Source organism: Microbispora siamensis, from assembly GCF_016863095.1.
GTDB lineage: Bacteria > Actinomycetota > Actinomycetes > Streptosporangiales > Streptosporangiaceae > Microbispora > Microbispora siamensis.
The window spans coordinates 95,927-113,341 of sequence record NZ_BOOF01000024.1 but is presented as its reverse complement, the minus strand read 5'-3'; the positions used below and the strand labels follow the sequence as shown (position 1 = coordinate 113,341).

General features: G+C 73.6%; 15 protein-coding genes and 1 pseudogene. 10 read left to right on the top strand and 6 right to left on the bottom strand.

What is annotated here, in order from left to right:
• Window positions 1-7: 7 nt before the first annotated feature.
• Window positions 8-1,171, top strand: a complete 1,164-nt coding sequence (locus tag Msi02_RS20670; protein ID WP_204049852.1) for a glycosyltransferase family 4 protein — start codon at window positions 8-10, stop codon at window positions 1,169-1,171.
• Between the two features lie 88 nt (window positions 1,172-1,259).
• Here the strand turns inward: Msi02_RS20670 and Msi02_RS20665 are convergent, their stop codons facing one another.
• Both Msi02_RS20665 and Msi02_RS20660 read right to left on the bottom strand, forming a co-directional pair.
• Window positions 1,260-1,919 carry a hypothetical protein gene (locus tag Msi02_RS20665; protein WP_204049851.1) on the bottom strand — a complete coding sequence of 220 codons (660 nt, stop codon included), beginning with the start codon at window positions 1,917-1,919 and terminating at the stop codon, window positions 1,260-1,262.
• A gap of 25 nt (window positions 1,920-1,944) precedes the next feature.
• Complete coding sequence (locus Msi02_RS20660; protein WP_204049850.1) at window positions 1,945-2,295, bottom strand: hypothetical protein; 351 nt, start codon at window positions 2,293-2,295, stop codon at window positions 1,945-1,947.
• A 138-nt stretch (window positions 2,296-2,433) separates the two neighbouring features.
• Here Msi02_RS20660 and Msi02_RS20655 point away from each other — a divergent pair, with 138 nt between their 5' ends.
• Both Msi02_RS20655 and Msi02_RS44560 read left to right on the top strand, forming a co-directional pair.
• Window positions 2,434-4,410 carry a sensor histidine kinase gene (locus Msi02_RS20655; RefSeq protein WP_204049849.1) on the top strand — a complete coding sequence of 659 codons (1,977 nt, stop codon included), beginning with the start codon at window positions 2,434-2,436 and terminating at the stop codon, window positions 4,408-4,410.
• Window positions 4,398-4,901: pseudogene (locus tag Msi02_RS44560) on the top strand (response regulator); the annotation flags it as partial. The gene Msi02_RS20655 and the pseudogene Msi02_RS44560, both read left to right, overlap by 13 nt.
• A 118-nt stretch (window positions 4,902-5,019) precedes the next feature.
• On the opposite strand, the gene Msi02_RS20645 reads toward Msi02_RS44560, so the two are convergent.
• Together Msi02_RS20645 and Msi02_RS20640 are read right to left on the bottom strand one after the other, a co-directional pair.
• Window positions 5,020-6,267 (bottom strand): RNA polymerase sigma factor, encoded by a 1,248-nt coding sequence (locus Msi02_RS20645; protein ID WP_204049848.1) that lies wholly within the window; start codon window positions 6,265-6,267, stop codon window positions 5,020-5,022.
• Entirely contained in the window at window positions 6,251-6,619 is a 369-nt protein-coding gene (locus tag Msi02_RS20640; protein WP_204049847.1) for a YciI family protein, read from the bottom strand. The genes Msi02_RS20645 and Msi02_RS20640 overlap by 17 nt, the downstream gene beginning before the upstream one ends.
• A gap of 160 nt (window positions 6,620-6,779) precedes the next feature.
• Between Msi02_RS20640 and Msi02_RS20635 the strand changes: the two genes are divergently transcribed.
• The 7 genes from Msi02_RS20635 to Msi02_RS20605 all read left to right on the top strand — a co-directional run bounded on the left by Msi02_RS20635 (window position 6,780) and on the right by Msi02_RS20605 (window position 15,670).
• The gene (locus Msi02_RS20635; protein ID WP_204049846.1) at window positions 6,780-7,529 is read left to right on the top strand and encodes an acetoacetate decarboxylase family protein; all 750 of its coding nucleotides are present in this window, start codon (window positions 6,780-6,782) and stop codon (window positions 7,527-7,529) included.
• Window positions 7,530-7,572: 43 nt separating this feature from the next.
• Window positions 7,573-8,226 (top strand): response regulator transcription factor, encoded by a 654-nt coding sequence (locus Msi02_RS20630; protein WP_079316325.1) that lies wholly within the window; start codon window positions 7,573-7,575, stop codon window positions 8,224-8,226.
• A gap of 34 nt (window positions 8,227-8,260) precedes the next feature.
• On the top strand, window positions 8,261-9,478 hold the full coding sequence (locus tag Msi02_RS20625; RefSeq protein WP_204049845.1) for a sensor histidine kinase: 1,218 nt from the start codon (window positions 8,261-8,263) through the stop codon (window positions 9,476-9,478).
• Between the two features lie 87 nt (window positions 9,479-9,565).
• Entirely contained in the window at window positions 9,566-9,958 is a 393-nt protein-coding gene (locus Msi02_RS20620) for a hypothetical protein (protein ID WP_204049844.1), read from the top strand.
• Window positions 9,959-9,967: 9 nt separating this feature from the next.
• On the top strand, window positions 9,968-10,864 hold the full coding sequence (locus Msi02_RS20615) for an ATP-binding cassette domain-containing protein (RefSeq protein WP_204049843.1): 897 nt from the start codon (window positions 9,968-9,970) through the stop codon (window positions 10,862-10,864).
• Window positions 10,861-12,447: an ABC transporter permease gene (locus Msi02_RS20610; protein ID WP_204049842.1), complete on the top strand. Its 1,587-nt coding sequence runs from the start codon at window positions 10,861-10,863 to the stop codon at window positions 12,445-12,447. Before Msi02_RS20615 ends, Msi02_RS20610 begins: the two co-directional genes overlap by 4 nt.
• 67 nt (window positions 12,448-12,514) lie before the next feature.
• Window positions 12,515-15,670 (top strand): AfsR/SARP family transcriptional regulator, encoded by a 3,156-nt coding sequence (locus Msi02_RS20605; protein ID WP_239108565.1) that lies wholly within the window; start codon window positions 12,515-12,517, stop codon window positions 15,668-15,670.
• Here Msi02_RS20605 and Msi02_RS20600 read toward each other — a convergent pair.
• Complete coding sequence (locus Msi02_RS20600) at window positions 15,654-16,403, bottom strand: ABC transporter permease (protein ID WP_204049841.1); 750 nt, start codon at window positions 16,401-16,403, stop codon at window positions 15,654-15,656. The genes Msi02_RS20605 and Msi02_RS20600 overlap by 17 nt on opposite strands.
• Window positions 16,400-17,344 carry an ATP-binding cassette domain-containing protein gene (locus tag Msi02_RS20595; RefSeq protein WP_204049840.1) on the bottom strand — a complete coding sequence of 315 codons (945 nt, stop codon included), beginning with the start codon at window positions 17,342-17,344 and terminating at the stop codon, window positions 16,400-16,402. Before Msi02_RS20595 ends, Msi02_RS20600 begins: the two co-directional genes overlap by 4 nt.
• Window positions 17,345-17,415: the final 71 nt, after the last annotated feature.

Here is a 17,415-nt window from a genome sequence, read left to right as displayed (position 1 = left end):
TCCCCATATGAGGGTATGCGTCGGCACGACAGTCCATCACCCCGAGGACGCCCGGATCACCCACCGGCAGATCCGGGCGCTGCTCGACGCGGGGCACGAGGTGACCTTCGTCGCGCCGTTCACGCACTGCAACGTGACGCCGCGGCCGGGCGTCCGGGCCGTCGACGTGCCGAGAGCAGTGGGCCTGCACCGGGGCAAGGCGCTGCGGGCCGCCGCCTCCGCCCTGCGTACGGCGGCGCGAGACGCCGACCTGCTGCTCGTGCACGACATCGAGCTGCTGCTCGCGCTGCCGCGCAGGCGGCCGCCCACGGTCTGGGACGTCCACGAGGACACGATCGGCGCGCTGAACGCCAAGGCGTACCTGCCGGGGCCGTTGCGGAGCGTCCTGCCGCCGCTGATCCGCGCGGTCGAGGGACGGGCGGAGCGGCGGCTCCACCTCATCCTCGCCGAGGAGTCCTATCGTGAGCGCTTCCCCGGCCCGCATCCCGTGGTGCCCAACCACACGTACGTGCCGCAGGCGCCGCCCCCGCCGCCCGGTGACTCCCGGATCGTCTACGTGGGCCACATCTCCCTCGCCCGCGGCGCGGCCGAGATGGTGGAGATCGCCCGGCGACTCCGGCCGCACGGCATCCGCCTGGACCTGATCGGACCGGCCGACGCCTCGGTGCGTCCGATGCTGCGCGACGCACAGCGGGCGGGGCTGCTCGACTGGTTCGGGTACGTCCCCAACAACCACGCGCTGCGGATGGCCGAGGGCGCCCTGGCCGGGCTCTCCCTGCTGCACGACGTGCCGAACTACCGCGAGTCGACGCCCACGAAGGTCGTCGAATACATGGCACGTGGCATCCCCGTCGTCACGACCCCGCTGCCGAGGGCGGCGTCCCTGGTCGGGCGGGTCGACTGCGGGACGATCGTCCCGTTCGGCGAGGTCGGCGCGGTGGCCGACGCGGTCGTGCAGTGCGTGCTCCGCCTGCGTGAGGACGCAGAACGGCGTGCCGCGATGGGCGCCCGGGGCTACGTCGAGGCGCTGAACCACTTCCACTGGCCCTCCGTGGCCGGGGAGTTCGTCGCCCTGCTCGAGCGGTGGGCCCAGGCCCCGAGCTCCGTCGCTGCCCTGCCGGACCGCTCTCCCGCCGGCCGCCTGACCAACCTGTCGGGGCAGAACGTCTAGCGGCCCGCGCCGGGCATCTGGGCGGCGACGAGGCGGGCGTGGCGCCTGACGCCGGCCTCCCGACAGCCCGCCGCCCTCGACACGCGGATCACCGGGACGCGGCCGCCAGGCGCGCGCCGGTGACGGCCAGGCCGACGGCCTGGGTGAGCGCACCCGCGACCTCGAACCACTCGGTGCCGGCCACGAGCCCGATCACGTGCAGCGGCGGCCACGCCATGATCCCGGCGGCGGCCCAGAACGGCACCACACGGGCGCGGAGCAGGGCCAGCCCGAGCAGCAGCGTGCCGGCCAGGTTGCCGAGCACGAAGAGCAGGAACACCCAGACGGCCGACGGGTCGCTCTGGGCGCCGTCGACGACCGCCGCGTAGTCCGCGAGAGGGCCCCCGCGTCGCGCCATGACGTCCACGGTGATCCCGGCGAAGGCGACCGCGAAGTAGCAGATGTAGCCGCTCGCCATGAGGGTCGCGCCGAGGAGGCCGAGCCTGCGGCTCCGGTCCGCGAGGAGCCGCCTTGCGCCGAGGACGGCCGGGACCATGAGCAGGCTGCCCAGCATCGCGGCGACCGTGGCCAGGCGCATCTCCGTGGGATGAGCCGCCGTGAGCGCCAGCGCCTCCGCGCCGGTGGCGTCGCTTCCCCCGTCGCGGGTGGCCCACGCGTACGCCGCGTTGGCCACGACGAAACCCCACGGCGCGGTGAACAGCGCTAGCGCGAGCGGCACATGACGAGTGGGCGGCGGAGCCGTTTCCATCGATTCTCCTCAGCCGAAGGGGAGGTCAGGCGTGGGAGCGCAGCGCCGGGGCGAGGAACGCGACGCAGGCGAGGGTGAGCACGACGCCGACCGCGGCCACCGCGATGGCCGGCGCCGGGACCCCGTCGGCGAAGAACGCCGGCACGGCGGTGAGCGCCGACAGCAGCCTGGTGACGATCACGGCCACCACCCCGGCGCGGCTGCCGCGCCAGGCCAGCACGACGCCGACCACGGTGATCAGGCCGAGTACGCCGTCGGCGAGTGCCACCACGAACGGCGGGTGCTCGCCGTCGCCGAACGGCAGCGAGATCACGTCGATGAGACCGAACAGGCCTGCGATGACCAGGCCGATGACGAGAGGGACGGAGCGTTTCATGCGCTTCTCCTGAGCTGCGGGATGCCGATGTCCGCAGTGTGGGCGCGCAGGCCCCGTCGGCGGATCCGGGCCGCCCCCGGTCCGATCTCCGTGCTGGCACGTATTCACCCCTGCCGCCCCGGGACCTACGGTGTGCTCGTGGCACTCCCCCGTCTGTTCGCGTACGCCGCCGTGCTGATGGTGTGCGCGCTGGCGGGCGCCGGGCTGGTGCTGGCCGGTCACGACGCGGGGGCTGACATGGCGCTCGCGGTCGGCACCGCGCTCGCCCTGCCTTCCGTCGTGCTCGGCGTGCTGGTCGCCACCCGGCGTCCGCGCAGCGTGGTGGGCCTGCTGCTCGTGCTGGCCGGCGCGACGCCCGTCCATCTGGCGGTCGAGGACTCGTACGCGAGCCTGGCCGGACGTCACCCGGGGCTGCTGATCTCCGAGGTCTACGCGGCGCTGGCGCAGGGCGACTGGATGCTCCTGTACGTGCCGGCGGCGCTGCTCACGCTCGTCTTTCCCGACGGGCGCCTGCCGGGGCGGCGCTGGCGCTGGACCGTCGCCGGGCTGCTGGTCGTGCCCGTGCTGTTCATGCTGGTCGCGGCCTGCGTCCCCGGCGCGTACCCGCCGCCGTTCGAGCGCACGCCACACCTGCTGCGGCCTCCGGAGGCGTACCTGCCGGTGCTGGAGATCGCGGGAGTGGCGCTGCTGCCACTCTTCCTCGGGCTGCTGGTCGCGTCGGCGGCGGCGATGGTGATCCGCTACCGGCGGGCGGCCGACGAGATCGGCCGGGCGCGGCTCAAGTGGTTCGCCCTCGGCGGCGGTTTCCTGCCGCTCACGCTGCTGCTGTGCTGGGCCAGTTACCTGTTCCTCGGCAGTTCCGACCTGGTGGTGATCGGCCTGGCGGCGACGGCCGTGTCGATCCCGGTGGCGACCGCGATCGCGGTGCTGCGCCACGACCTCTACGACGTCGACCGGGCGATCAGCGCGGCGGTCACCTACGGCATGGTGACCGCCGTCCTGCTGGGCTTCTACACGGCCGCCTCGTTCCTCGTCGGCCTCGGCGCCGGCCGCGGCTCGCCGGTCGCGGCGGCCGCCGCCACCGCCGTCTGCGCCGCCGCGCTGTCCCCGTTGCGCGTGCGGCTCCAGCGGCGGGTGGACCGCCGGCTCTACCCGGCCCGGCAGGCCGTGCTGACCGCCGTACGGCACCTGCGCGACCGCATGCACGCGGGGCAGGCGCGGCCGGAGGAACTGGAGGCGGCGCTGCGCGAGGCACTGCGCGATCCGGAGTTGCGCGTCGGCTACCGGCTGCCGGGTGCCACCGGGCTGGTCGACGCGACCGGCGCGCCCGTCGATCCCGGCGACTCCCCCGTGACACCCGTACGGCTCGGCGGCCACGAGGTCGGCGCGATCGTACGCGGCCGGGCGGGCAGCCGGGAGCTGCTGCGCGAGGCGGCCGACGCGAGCGCGCTGCTCATCGAGGTGGTGCGACTGCGGATCGAGGTGAGCCGGGCGCTCGACGAGGCCGAGGCCAGCCGCACCCGGCTGCTGCACGCCGGTTACGAGGAGCGGCGGCGGCTCGAACGCGACCTGCACGACGGGGCCCAGCAGCGCCTGGTGTCCCTCGGCATGGCGATCCGGCTCGCCCAGCGCCACCTCGGCGACGGCACGGCCGACGTCGGCGCCCTGCTGGACGCGTGGGTGGCCGAGCTGGCCGTCGCGGTCACCGAGCTGCGGCAGATCGCGCACGGCCTGCGGCCGAGCAGCCTCGACGACGGTCTCGGCAACGCGCTGGTCACCCTGGCGGGCAAGATTCCGGTGCCCGTGGCGCTCGACGTGTCGGCCGACGACCTGCCCGACGACGTGGCGATGACCGCCTACTACGTGGCGAGCGAGGCGATGACGAACGCCGTCAAGCACGCCGGCCCCGGCGCCATCGGCGTCCGTGTCAGCCGGGCCGGCGACCGGGTCACCGTGCGGATCAGCGACGACGGGCGGGGCGGCGCCGAGATGCGGCCGGGCGCCGGGCTGGCGGGCCTGGCCGACCGGGTCCGCGCGTCGGGCGGTGCGCTGCGGCTGTCCAGCCCGGAGGGCGGCGGGACGACTGTGGAGGCGGTGCTGCCGTGCGCGTCGTGATCGGTGAGGACTCCGCCCTGTTCAGGGAGGGGCTGGCCCGGCTGCTCGCCGACGCCGGGCACGAGGTCGTGGCCAAGGCCCAGGACGCCCCCGGGCTGGTCGCCGCCGTGGACGCCGCCGATCCCGACCTGGTCATCGCGGACATCCGGATGCCGCCCGACCACACCGACGACGGCGCGCGGGCGGCCCGGCGGATCCGCGACGCCCACCCCGGCCTCGGCATCGTCCTGCTCTCCCAGCACGTCGAGACCCGGCACTCGGTCGACCTGGTGTCCCGCGGCGGGTTCGGCTACCTGCTCAAGGACCGGGTCTTCGACGTGGACGACTTCCTCGACACGCTGCGCCGGGTGGCGGCGGGCGGCTCCGCGCTCGACCCCGAGGTCGTCTCGCGTCTCATCGGCGTACGCCGGGCCGCCGACCCGCTCGCGTCGCTCAGCGCCCGGGAGCGGGAGGTGCTGGCGCTGATGGCCGAGGGCCGTACGAACGTCGGCATCGCCCGGCGGCTGTACCTGACCGACCGGACGGTGGAGACCCACGTCGCTCGATCCTCGCCAAGCTCGGCCTGCCCGGCTCGGAGGAGGACCACCGCCGCGTGCTGGCCGTCCTGCTCTACCTCAACTCCCGGACCTGACGCAGGCGCCGGTCGAGGAAGGCCCGCTCGGTCGCGTTGCGGGTGCGGGCGATCGCCGCCTCGTACGCCCGTGCGGCCTCCCCGGCCCGGCCGAGCCGCCGCAGCAGGTCGGCCCTGACGGCGTGGAACACGTGGTAGCCGTCCAGGTCGAGACCGTCCACGAGGGCGAGCGCGGCCTCCGGCCCGTCCACCTCGGCCACCGCGACGGCCCGGTTGAGCGCGACGACCGGGCTCGGAGCGAGGGCGAGCAGGTGGTCGTACAGGCTCAGGATCTGCCGCCAGTCCGTGGCGGCGGCGATCGGCGCGTCGGCGTGGACGGCGTTGATCGCCGCCTGGATCTGGTACGGCCCCGGCCGGTCGCGGCGCAGGCACGCCCGCACGATGTCCTGGCCCTCGGCGACGAGCCCGCGGTCCCACCGGCCGCGGTCCTGCTCCGGCAGCGGCACGAGGTCACCGGCCGGGGTGGTGCGGGCGTCGCGCCGCGCGTGGACGAGCAGCATGAGCGCGAGCAGCCCCATGACCTCCGGCTCGTCCGGCATCAGCGCGGCCAGCAGGCGGCCGAGCCTGATGGCCTCCGCGCACAGGTCCTCGCGGGCCAGCCGGTCGCCCGCGCTCGCCGTGTGCCCCTCGTTGAAGATCAGGTAGACGACGGCGAGCACGGCCCTGAGGCGGTCCGGCAGGTCGGCCTCCCGTGGGACGCGGTACGGGATCCCCGCGTCGCGGATCTTGGCCTTGGCCCGCACCAGCCGCTGGGCCATGGTCGGCTCGGGGACCAGGAACGCCCGCGCGATCTCGGCCGTGGTGAGGCCGCCGAGCAGGCGCAGCGTCAGCGCGACCCGGGCGGCCGGGGCGAGCGCGGGATGGCAGCAGGTGAAGATCAGGCGGAGCCGGTCGTCGTGCACGGGCCCCTCCTCGGCCTGTTCGTCTTCGACAGGTTCGTCGTCGGCGCTGTGCATCAGGACCGCCCGCGCGTGCCTGTCCGCACGCAGGGACTCCCGCCGGTGGCGGTCGATCATCCGGTTGCGGGCGGTCGTGATGATCCAGCCGGCCGGGCTGGGCGGCGTCCCGTCGCGCGGCCAGCGCCGCACCGCCTCGGCGAACGCGTCCTGGACCGCCTCCTCGGCGACGTCGATGTCGCCGAAGTGGCGGACCAGGACCGCGACGGCCCGGCCGTACTCCTCGCGGAACACCCGCTCGACGTCGGGGGCCCTACTTCCGGTGGTCATCGCCCTCCACGACGCCCGCGAAGGGGCGTACCTCCACCGGGAGCGTGGTCGCGCGGGCGAGCCTGCGGCCCCACTCCAGCGCCGCGTCGAGGTCCGGCGCCTTGATGATCGTCAGCCCGCCGACGTGCTCCTTGCCCTCCGTGTACGGACCGTCGGTGACGAGTTCCTCGCCGTCGCGCACCCGCACCACCGTCGACGTGCCCGGATCGTGCAGGCCGCCGGAGAAGACCCACGCCCCCGCGGCGCGCAGTTCCTCGTTGAGGACCGCCAGGTCGCGCATGATCGGCTCCAGGACCTCCGGCGGGGGCGTCCCGCCGTCGGGCTGCTGGATGCTGAGCAGATAGTGCCTCATGGTCTCGTACACCTCCTCGGCGGGGCCCGCCCGGCGCGGGCCCGTTCACCCTCTACACGAACGGCCGCCCCGGATATCGACACCCGCCGGAAACAGGACTGGGACAACCTTGCCGCCGTACGGCTGTCGCCCGGCCGCCGGGCTTTGCTGTACTGGAAACATGGCAAGCCATGTCGTCCAGGGTCGCAGGGTCGAGACGCCGGTGGAGGTCCGCGACGCGTCGGTCTGCCTCGCCGCCTACCTGGTGCGGGCGGACGCCGCCCGCGCGGTCCTCGCGTACTCCCGGATGGACGTCACCGAGGTCCTGCCGGGCAAGGCCCTGTGCTCGCTGGTGTTCGTCCGTTATCACGATTCCGACCTGGGCTCCTACAACGAGTTCGGCGTCACCTTCCTCGTACGGCCGGCCGACGCGGGCCCACCGCCGAGGCGCGGGCCGCTGGCCGGGCTGAAGGACCTGCGGGGGGCGGGGTCGGGCGCCTTCGTCCACTGGCTGCCGGTCGACCAGACGTTCACGCTGGAGGCCGGGCGGACCATCTGGGGCTTCCCGAAGGAGCTGGCCGACGTGGATCTGCGGCTCGGCTCGCCGTACAAGCGGTGCCTGCTGCGCAGGGACGGCCGGATGGTCGTCGACCTGCTGATCAGGCCCGGCATCCCGGCGACGCCCGCGCCGCTGCTCGGCGAGGCGCTGCCCGTGCCGGACGCCTATGCGCACCTGGACGGGGTAACCCGCCGCATCCCCTGGACGGTCCGCGCCCGGGGGATCCGCTGGCGGCCGGGCGGCGCGCTCATCCGCCTGGGCAACCACCCGATCGCCAAGGAGCTGAGCGAGCTCGGCCTGCCCCGGCGGGCCCTTATGACGGCCACCGCCGAGCACGTGTCGATGGCGTTCGAGGAGCCGGGACGGGCGTGACGCCGCCGCGGTCCGCTCCCGGCGGGGCTGGAAGAATCGGCGGGTGACCATTCGCGTCCTGATCGCCGACGACCAGGAGATGGTGCGGCGGGGCCTGCGCCGCATCCTGGAGAGCCAGCCGGACATCCAGGTCGTCTGCGAGGCCGCCGACGGAGTGGCCGCGGTGGAGATGGCGCGGCGCTTCCAGCCGGACGTGGCGCTCGTCGACATCCGCATGCCCCGGATGGACGGGCTCGAGGTGACCCGGGCCCTCGCCGGCCCCGGCGCCGCGGTCCCGACGAGAGTCGTGGTCGTGACGACCTTCGACCTGGACGAGTACGTCTACCCGGCGCTGCGGCACGGCGCGTCCGGGTTCCTGGTCAAGCGCTCGGGCCCCGCGCTCCTGGTCGAGGCGGTCCGGGCCGCCGTGGCGGGCGACACCCTGATCAGCCCCTCGGTCACGGTGCGGCTGCTCAGGCACGTAACGGGCGACGGTCCCCGGCACACGCCGCCGTCCGAGCCGCTGACCGAACGCGAGATCGAGATCGCCGGCCAGGTGGCCGAGGGGAAGACCAACGCCGACATCGCCGCCGAGCTGTTCATCTCACCGGGCACGGTCAAGACCCACGTCGCGAGCATCCAGCGCAAGCTCGGCGTGCGCAACCGGGTCGGCATCGCCGTACGCGCCTGGGAGCTGGGGTACGCCGGCGGACGGTGACGGTCCGTCCCGCCTGCTGCGTACCCTCGGTGGCATGACGAGGTCCCGGGTCCGCGCCTTCCTGTGCGTCGTGGTCGTGGCGATGGTGCCGGCGCCGGCGATCCTCGCTCCCCCGCACGCGCTCGTCGTCGCCCTGTCCGCCACCCTGGCCGTCGCCGTCGCGCTGACGCGCCGGCCGCACCGGCGGATCGGCCTCGCCACGGCGGCGAGCGTCGTCGCGCTGGTCTCCTACGCGGTCACGTTCGTCTACCAGGGGCGGCACCAGTTCGCCGGGCTGTGGCTGCCCGTCGAGATGGGCGCACTGCTGCTCCTGTTCGGACGGGTCGTACGGCGGCTGCCGGGACGGCAGGCGGCGGTCATCGGGACGGCGCTCGGGATCGCGACGGCCGTCGCGCTGCCGCTGCGGCTGACGCTGCGCATGCCCCGCCCGACGGCGGAGGCGTCGGTCATCGCCTGCCTTCTGTCGTTCTTCGCGGTGGTCACCGTGGCCGCCGTCGCGCTGTACCTGAGGTCGCTGGACGACCGGCGGGTCCGGGCGGTCGCGGACGCGCGGCGGGCCCAGCGTCTGGACACGGCTCGCGACCTGCACGACTTCGTCGCCCACGAGGTCACCGGGATCGTCCTGGAGGCCCAGGCGGCCCAGCTCGGCGACCTCGATCCGCATCAGGCGCGCGAGCTCGCCGTACGCGTCGAGGAGGCCGGGCTGCGCGCGCTGGCGTCCATGGACCACATGGTGAGCGCGCTGCGCGACCCGGACGAGCGAGTGGCGGAGGAGCCGCCGCCGACCCGGGTCTACGGCCTGGCCGACCTGCCCGACCTGGTCGGCCGCTTCTCGGCCACCGGAGGAATCCCGGCCAGGCTCGACCTGCCCGGCGACCTCGCCCTCCCGGTGCCGCCGGAGATCGGGAGCACCGCGTACGCCGTCGTGCTCGAGGCGTTGACCAACGTGCGGCGGCACGCCTCCGCCGCGACCCGCGTGGTGGTCGCGGTCGCCTCAGTGGACGGCGCGGCCGACGGCCCGGCCCTGCGGGTGTCCGTCACCGACGACGGCGGCGGAACCTCTTCGACCGGCCTCGCGGGAGACGACCGGCACGGCGGGGGCACCGGCCTGATCGGCCTGGCCGAGCGGGTGAGGGCGCTCGGGGGCGTGCTCCACGCCGGCCGCCAGGCGGAGGGGTGGCAGGTCGGCGCCGTCCTCCCCGTTCCGCAGAATGCCAGGAGCCACAGCGCCAGGAGCCGCGCCCGCCGCTGATCGAGTCCCCGATATCTGCCGAACGGCAGATGCCGGCCCGGCCGCCCACCGCGGATCCTGCTCGGGACGGCTTACCCGGAGGATCCGATGACTACGCGCAAGACGGTGGGGTGCGCCTTGACGGCGCTCGCGGCGGCGGTTCTGAGCGGCTCGGTTCTGAGCGGCTGCTCAGACGCGTCGAAGGCCACACCGGTGTCCCAGACCTTCTCGTTCGGCGGCAGGACGCTCGACGTGCGGGCGCACGACACCCCGGCCGACCTCGTCGCGACGGACAGGAAGGACATCAAGGTCACCCTGTGGTTCGACGTGCACGGCACGAACCCCCACTCCAGCCAGACCCTCGAAGGGAACACTCTCGATCTCGATGCCGGATGCTCCGGATGGGCCGACTGCTCGGCCAGGTTCAGGGTCGAGGTGCCCCGCGAGGTCAAAGTGCTGCGCGACGGCCGCACGACCGATCTGCGCGGCTTGGCCCGGTGAGGTCACGAGATGATCGACACTCCGACCCTCGAACTGGTGGACGTCACCAAGACCTACAAGGGCGGCAAGCGCGCGGTCGACGGCGTCACCCTGCGGTGCGGCGCGGGGCTGCTCGGCCTGCTCGGCCCGAACGGCGCGGGGAAGTCGACGCTGATGCGGATCTGCGCGACGGTCACCCGGCCGACGGGCGGCAGGGTCCTGTTCGACGGGACCGACGTGGTGTCCCGGCCCAGCGCGCTGCGCGGGGTTCTCGGCTACCTCCCGCAGGACTTCGGCGTCTACCCGCACCTGACCGCGCGGGAGTTCCTCTCCTACCTCGCCGCCCTGAAGGGGCTGGCCGCGCGTGCGACGCGGGCGCGCGTCGACGAACTGCTCGAACTGGTCAACCTCACGGAGGCGGTCCGGACGCCCCTCGGCAAGTACTCCGGCGGCATGCTGCGCCGGGTCGGCATCGCCCAGGCCCTGCTGGCCGACCCGAGGGTGCTGATCGTGGACGAGCCGACGGCGGGGCTCGACCCCGAAGAGCGGGTGCGGTTCCGCGCCATGCTCGCCGACCTGGCGGAGGACCGGGTGGTCCTGCTGTCCACGCACATCGTGTCCGACATCGAGTCCGTCGCGTCCGACGTCGCCGTCGTGGCCGGGGGACGGCTGCTGCGGCGCGGCGCCCCCGAGGCGCTGCTCGCCGAGGTCGACGGCCACGTCTGGGAGACGCTCGCCGATCCGTCCGAGGCCGCCGTCCTGCGGGAGCGCCACCCGGCCGGCCGCGTGATCCGCACGGTGGACGGGGTCCGTCTGCGGCTCCTGTCGGACACGCCGCCGGCCGCCGGCGCCGTACGGGTGCCTCCCGACCTGGAGGACCTGTACCTCGCCGTCGTGGGCGGCGGCGTCCGGGAGGCGGCCCGATGACGGCACGGGTCACGGCGCGGGCGACGATCGCGCTCGCCGTCGCCGACTTCCGGGAGCGGGTGCGGCGGCCCGCGTACGCGCTGATCCTGCTGGCGGCGGTCGGCCTGGCCCGGCTGGCCGTCCCGCCCGCGGACTCCAGATGGGTGATCCTGGACGTCGGGGGCTACCGCGGCGTCTACACCAGCGCCTGGGTCGGGACGGCGACCGCGCTCGCCGGTGCCCTCTGGCTCACCATGGGCGGGTTCTACCTGGTACGCGACGCGATCGGCCGGGACGAGCGCACCCGCGTGGGCCAGCTCGTCGCCGCCACGCCACTGCGCACGCCGGCGTACCTGCTGGGGAAGTTCCTCAGCGACTTCCTGGTGCTCGCCTCGATGGCCGGCGTGCTCGCGGTGGCCGCGCCGATCATGCAGCTCGCCCGCGGCGAGTCCGGGGCCGTGGACCCGGTGGCGCTCCTCCTGCCCTTCGCGACGATCACGCTGCCCCCGCTGGCGCTGACGGCGGCGGCCGCGGTGCTGTTCGAGACCGTGCCGCTGCTGCGGGGCGGCGTGGGAAACGTCGTCTGGTTCGTCGTCTCCCTGGTCCTCCTGATCGGCGGCCAGTCGCGGAAGGCGCCCCTCGGGGGTCTCGGGGTGCACGCTGCTACTCAGGGGGCCGCCGACTCGATGCGCGCCGCCCTCGCCGCGCAGGGCGTCGATGCGCACGGCCGGGAGTTCAGCCTCGGCCTGACCTCCGTCGCCAGGCCGCTGCGCACCTTCCAGTGGGACGGCTTCTCCGTCACCGGCGCGTTCCTCGGCGGCCGTCTCGTCGTCCTCCTGCTGGCGCTCGTCCTGGCGCTGCTGCCGTGCCTCTGGTTCGCCCGGTTCGACCCGGCCCGTCGTCTCACCGCCCCGGCCGTCGCGCCGTACGAGCGGGGCGCCACCGCCGAGAGCACGGGACCGGCCTTCCGGACTGCAACCGTCCCCGGGGGCGCGCCGCGTCCGGGACGGGCGTCGGGACGGCTTCTCTCCGGTGAGCTGCGCATCCTCCTCCAGGGTGTCTCGCGCTGGTGGTGGCTCGTGGCCGCCGGGGTGACGGCGGCCGCCTTCGCCACGCCGGAACCCGCGACCGTGCTCCCGTTCGCCTGGATATGGCCGGTGCTGATCTGGTCCCGGATGGGCACCCAGCGGGTGGAACACGGCGTGGAGGGACTGCTCGGCGCCTATCCCGCGCCCTGGCGCGGGCTGCTCGCGGAGTGGGCGGCCGGGGTCGTCCTCACGGCCGCGACCGGCGTGGGCCCCCTCGTCCGCATGGCGGTCGCCGCCGACTGGCCCGGAGTGGGGTCATGGGCGGGCGGCACGCTCCTGGTGCCCTCGCTCGCCCTGGCGCTCGGCGTGGCCTGCCGTACGCACCGGGTCTTCCAGGTCGTCTACCTCGGCCTGTGGTATCTCGCCGTCAACGGGACGGCGGCCGTCGACTACATGGGCGCGGTCCGTACGGACGGGCTGCCCGCCGGGCCGTCCCCGCTCGTCGTGGGCGGCCTCGCCGCGGCCCTGCTCTGCGCCGCCCTGGCCGTCCGTACCGCCCGCCACGCGGCCCGCTGACGCGCGTGATCACGCTGAGTCGTCGCCGCGGTTCGGGCAATAGGGGGTGTACGGCACAATCACTGATGTGCGAGTCGGATTGCTCGGGCCGTTCGAGGTCCGGAACGGCGATGGCGTCGTGGTGGAGGTTCCCGGGGTCCGGTTGCGCGCCCTGCTCGCCGCACTCGCCCTCGAACCCGGCCGGATCGTCACGCGTGCGAGGCTGGTGGACTGGATCTGGGGGGAGCGGCCTCCCGCGGACGAAGTGAACGCCTTGCAGGCGTTGGTGTCCAGGCTGCGCAGGGTGCTGCCGGACGGTGTGGTCGAGGCGCATTCGGGCGGCTATCGGCTGGCCGTGGCTCCCGACGCCGTGGACGTGTGCCGGTTCGAGCACCTGGTCGGTCAGGCCCGCACCGCCGAGCCCGCGGCGCGTGCCGATCTGCTGCGCTCGGCCCTGGCACTGTGGCGCGGTACGGCCATGGCGGACATCGCACTGCGGGACAGCGACGCGTTCGACGCCGCGGTCGCGCGTCTGGACGAACTCCACGTCGCCGCGCTCGGAGATCGGGTCGATGCGGACATCCGCCTCGGCCGCGGCTCGGAGCTGGTCTCCGAGCTGACCGAGCTGGTCGCCGCGTATCCGCTGCGGGAAGGGTTCGTGGCGGCCTTGATGCGGGCGCTCGCCGAAGCGGGGCGTACGGCTGAGGCGCTGACCCTGTACCAGCGGACGCGCGAGCGGCTCGCCGAGGAGCTGGGCACCGATCCGTCGGCCGAGCTCTCCGCGCTGCACACCGCGTTGCTGCGAGGCGAGCTGGGCGAGCGGGCGGAGAGCGGCAGGACGAACCTGCGCGCCGAGCTGACGAGTTTCGTCGGCAAGGACGACGACGTCTCCGTGGTCGCCGGTCTGGCCGTCACGCACCGGCTGGTCACCTTGATAGGGGCGGGTGGCTCCGGCAAGACGAGGCTGGCCACGGAGACCGCGCGGACGATGCTCGCCGAGCTGCCGGACGGGGCGTGGCTGGTCGAATTGGCCTCGGTGCGGGCTGGCGGTGAGCTGGCGCAGGCCGCCCTCACCGCGATCGGCCTGCGTGACCAGGCACTGCTCGGCGCCGCGCGGGGTGGGGAGCCGATGGATCAGCTCATCGCCGCGGTCCGGGAGCGCGCGATCCTGCTGATCCTGGACAACTGCGAGCATGTGATCGAGGAGGCCGCGGCTTTCGCGGACCGGCTGCTGGGAGAGTGCCGGAGACTGCGGATCCTGGCCACGAGCAGGGAACCGCTCGGTATCACCGGAGAGGTGCTGTGGCAGGTCGAGCCGCTCGCGCTGCCCGCCAAGGGAGCGGACCCCTCCGAGGCCGGGTCCTCGCCCGCCGTACGGCTGCTGCGGGACCGCGCGGGTCTGGTGCGCAAGGACATCGGCTCCGACCCGCACACCCTGTCGGCCATGGCGCGGATCTGCCGGGCGCTCGACGGGATCCCGCTGGCGATCGAACTGGCCGCGGCGCGGCTGCGCACCATGTCCGTCGAGCAGCTGGCACGCCGGCTCGATGACCGATTCCACCTCCTGACCAGCGGCAGCCGTACGGCGCTCCCCCGGCACAAGACGCTGCGCGCGGTCGTGGACTGGAGCTGGGATCTGCTGAGCGAGGCCGAACGCCGCGTGCTGCGGCGGCTCTCGGTGTTCTCCGGCGGGGCGAGCCTGGAAGCGGCCGAACGGGTGTGCGGGGACGAGGCGTCCGCCGGGGAGCAGGTGCTCGACGTGCTGACCGCGCTGATCGAGAAGTCGCTGCTGCTCGCCGACGGCGAGGACGCACCGCGCTACCGGATGCTCGACACCATCAGGGAGTACGCGGCGCACCGGCTCGCCGAAGCCGGGGAGACCGAGCAGGCGCGCCGGGCACACCTCGCCTACTTCATCGAGCTGGCCGAGACGGCCGATCCGCATCTGCGCCGGGCCGAGCAGCTGGAATGGCTGGCCAGGCTCGAGGCCGAGCACGACAACATCAATACGGCCCTGCGCGGGGCGATCGCCGAGGGATGGGCCCAGGAGGCGATGCGGCTGGTCGGGGCCGCGGGCTGGTACTGGTACCTCGGCGGGCACAGGGCCGAGGGCACCGAGTTGAGCATCGCGGCGGCCTCGATGCGGGGTGAGATGCACGGTGAGGTGCCCGACGAGGTGCGGGCGATGGCGTACCTCATCGTGACGATGTTCCTGACCGCCGGAGTCGGCGGCGACCAGTATCAGGCGCGGGAGTGGATCCAGGAGGCGCACCGGCTCGCCCAGCGCAGCGGGTATCGCCACTCGCTGCTCGGGTTCGTCGGGGTGCTGGAGCGGATGCTGGAGGGCCCGGCGGAGTTCCTCCCCGCGTTCGAACCGCTCATCGCCGACGACGATCCGTGGGTGCGCGCGCAGGCCAGGCTCGCCCGTGGCCGGCTGCGGCTCACTCTCGGTGGCGACGAGACCGACGTGGACGCCGACGCCGAAATCGCCCTCGCCGAGTTCCGCACGCTGGGTGAGCGGATGGGGATCTCGCTGGCGCTGACCTTCCTGGCCGATCGGCTCGCCATGCGCGGCGAGTTGGCACGCGCGTGTGAGCTCTTCGAAGAGGCGATCGTGGCGCTGACCGAGGTGGGCGGGACCGAGGACGTGGTCGGCCTGCGGGCGCGGCAGGCTCAGCTGTACTGGTTGCTCGGCGACGAGCGGTCCAGCGCTTCCGCGATGGCGGAGGCGCAGCGGTGCGCGGGCGCGATCGGCTGGCCGGACTCGCATGCCGAGCTGGCGCTCGTGCAGGCGCATCTGGCGCGCTGGCGCGGCGAGCCGGACAAGGCACACGAGCACCTGGCCAGGATGCGTGCGGTGCTGGACGACGCGGAAAGGAGCGACTCCGTCCGTGCCGCGATCATGGACCTGTACGGCTACCTCACCGAGGATCTCGACAAGGCCCGCGCGTACCGGACCGAGGCGCTCCGCGCGGTCATGAAGTACGAGCATCCTCCGACGATCGCCGAGGTGCTGGTCGGGATCGCGGATCTCGCACTGCGCCAGGGGGACCACGAGCAGGCCGCGCGGCTGCTCGCGGCGAGCGACGACGTGCGCGGCACGCCGAACCGTTCGCACCCGGACGTTTCCAGGATCGCCGCGGAGGCGCGGAATCGCCTCGGCGAAACCGTGTTCGCCGAGGCGATCCGTGACGGGCGGCGGCGGGATTGGCGCGAGCTGGCCGAGATCACGCTCGCTTCTTGAACGACGCGCGCGCCCACAGGTAGCCGACCAACGCCAGCCCCGCGCACCAGGCGACCGCCGTGATGGCCGAGCCCGCCGACGGCGTACCGGTCAGCAACCCGCGCAGGGTTTCGATGATCGGGGTGAACGGCTGGTATTCGGCGAATTGCCGCGCACCGGGACCCATCTTGCCGGCCGGCACGAACGCGCTGCTCAGGAAGGGAAGGAGCATCAGCGGGACAGCGGCGAGGCCCGCGCTTTCCGGCGTCTTCGCCGCGAGGCCGAACGCGACGGTCAGCCAGCCGATCGCGAACACCGTCAGCACGACGATGCCGATCACGCCGAGCCATTCCGCGAAACTCGCCGACGGCCGGAATCCCATCAGGAACGCGACCCCGGTGACGAACGCGATGGCCACCAGGCTCCGCAGCATGGTCACGATCACGTGCGCGTTCAGCACCGCGGCCCTGGACACGTCCATGACCCGAAGCCGGTTGATGAATCCGGTCGTCATATCGGAGTTCACCGCGATCGCGGTGGCGCCGATGCCGTAGCAGATCGTCGTCAGCATCAACCCCGGCGTCGCGTAGTCGGCGTAGTCGACGCCGACGCTGAACGCGTCGCCGAACACGTAGACCATCAGGAACATCAGAAAGACCGGCATGACGATGCCGTTGAACAGCGCCATCGGATTGCGCATCGTGTGCCGGAAGTTGCGCCGCAGCATGGTCCCGGAATCCGCGATGACGTTCATCGTGCACTGACCTCCTTGTTCGCGTTGCCGGTGAGGGCGAGGAAGACGTCGTCCAGGTCCGGTGTGTGCACCGACAGTTCCTCGACGTCGATGGAGTGCTGGTCGAGCCGATCGAGCAGCGCGCGCAACGACCTCACCCCGCCGTCGCCGGGCACCCGCAAGGTCAGCTCTTCGTCGTCCCTCGTGGACCCGGGCAGGATCCGTGCCGCGGCGTCGAGTTCGTGCCGGCCGGTGAACCGCAGCCGGACATGGCTGCCGGGGACCCGGCGCTTGAGCTCGTCGGCCGTGCCCTCCGCGACCAGCCGGCCCTGGTCGAGCACCGCGATGCGGTCGGCCAGCTCGTCGGCCTCCTCCAGATACTGGGTGGTGAGGAAGACGGTCGTACCGCTGGCGACCAGTTCCCGGATGATCTCCCACATGGTGCGGCGGCTGCGCGGATCGAGTCCCGTGGTGGGCTCGTCCAGGAAGATGATCTGCGGCTCGCCGACCAGCGTCATGGCGAGGTCCAGCTTGCGGCGCATGCCGCCGGAGTAGGACGCCGCCGGTTTGCCCGCCGCTTCGGCCAGATCGAACCGGTCGAGCAGCCGGTCGGCGATCCGCCTGCCCTCCGCCTTGGGCAGGTGCAGGAGATCCGCCATCATCAGCAGGTTCTCCTCGCCGGTGAGCAGGTCGTCCACCGCGGCGAACTGCCCGGTGACCCCGATCGCCGCGCGCACCGCCTTGGTTTCCGTGACCACGTCGTGCCCGGCGACGACCACCCGGCCGGCGTCGGGGGTCAGCAGCGTGGTCAGCACGTTCACCGTCGTGGTCTTGCCGGCGCCGTTGGGCCCGAGCAGGGCGAAGATCGTGCCGGCCTCGACGTCCAGGTCGATGCCGTCGAGCACGACCTTGTCCTTGTATGCCTTCCGCAGCCCCGAGGCCGCGATGGCTGAACCGTTCATGGCGTCCACGATCGCGGACCGCGCTGATATCGGGCCGTCGCCGTGCTGACGCGTGTGTCAGCACGGCGACG

What these genes read in the sequence shown, in the direction of transcription:
- Msi02_RS20660 (WP_204049850.1), bottom strand. Translation starts at nt 2,295, where the DNA reads ATGAAACGCTCCGTCCCTCTCGTCATCGGCCTGGTCATCGCAGGCCTG.
- Msi02_RS20665 (WP_204049851.1), bottom strand. Translation starts at nt 1,919, where the DNA reads ATGGAAACGGCTCCGCCGCCCACTCGTCATGTGCCGCTCGCGCTAGCG.
- Msi02_RS20625 (WP_204049845.1), top strand. Translation starts at nt 8,261, where the DNA reads ATGACGAGGTCCCGGGTCCGCGCCTTCCTGTGCGTCGTGGTCGTGGCG.
- Msi02_RS20645 (WP_204049848.1), bottom strand. Translation starts at nt 6,267, where the DNA reads ATGACCACCGGAAGTAGGGCCCCCGACGTCGAGCGGGTGTTCCGCGAG.
- Msi02_RS20610 (WP_204049842.1), top strand. Translation starts at nt 10,861, where the DNA reads ATGACGGCACGGGTCACGGCGCGGGCGACGATCGCGCTCGCCGTCGCC.
- Msi02_RS20635 (WP_204049846.1), top strand. Translation starts at nt 6,780, where the DNA reads ATGGCAAGCCATGTCGTCCAGGGTCGCAGGGTCGAGACGCCGGTGGAG.
- Msi02_RS20670 (WP_204049852.1), top strand. Translation starts at nt 8, where the DNA reads ATGAGGGTATGCGTCGGCACGACAGTCCATCACCCCGAGGACGCCCGG.
- Msi02_RS20595 (WP_204049840.1), bottom strand. Translation starts at nt 17,344, where the DNA reads ATGAACGGTTCAGCCATCGCGGCCTCGGGGCTGCGGAAGGCATACAAG.
- Msi02_RS20620 (WP_204049844.1), top strand. Translation starts at nt 9,566, where the DNA reads ATGACTACGCGCAAGACGGTGGGGTGCGCCTTGACGGCGCTCGCGGCG.
- Msi02_RS20600 (WP_204049841.1), bottom strand. Translation starts at nt 16,403, where the DNA reads ATGAACGTCATCGCGGATTCCGGGACCATGCTGCGGCGCAACTTCCGG.
- Msi02_RS20615 (WP_204049843.1), top strand. Translation starts at nt 9,968, where the DNA reads ATGATCGACACTCCGACCCTCGAACTGGTGGACGTCACCAAGACCTAC.
- Msi02_RS20640 (WP_204049847.1), bottom strand. Translation starts at nt 6,619, where the DNA reads ATGAGGCACTATCTGCTCAGCATCCAGCAGCCCGACGGCGGGACGCCC.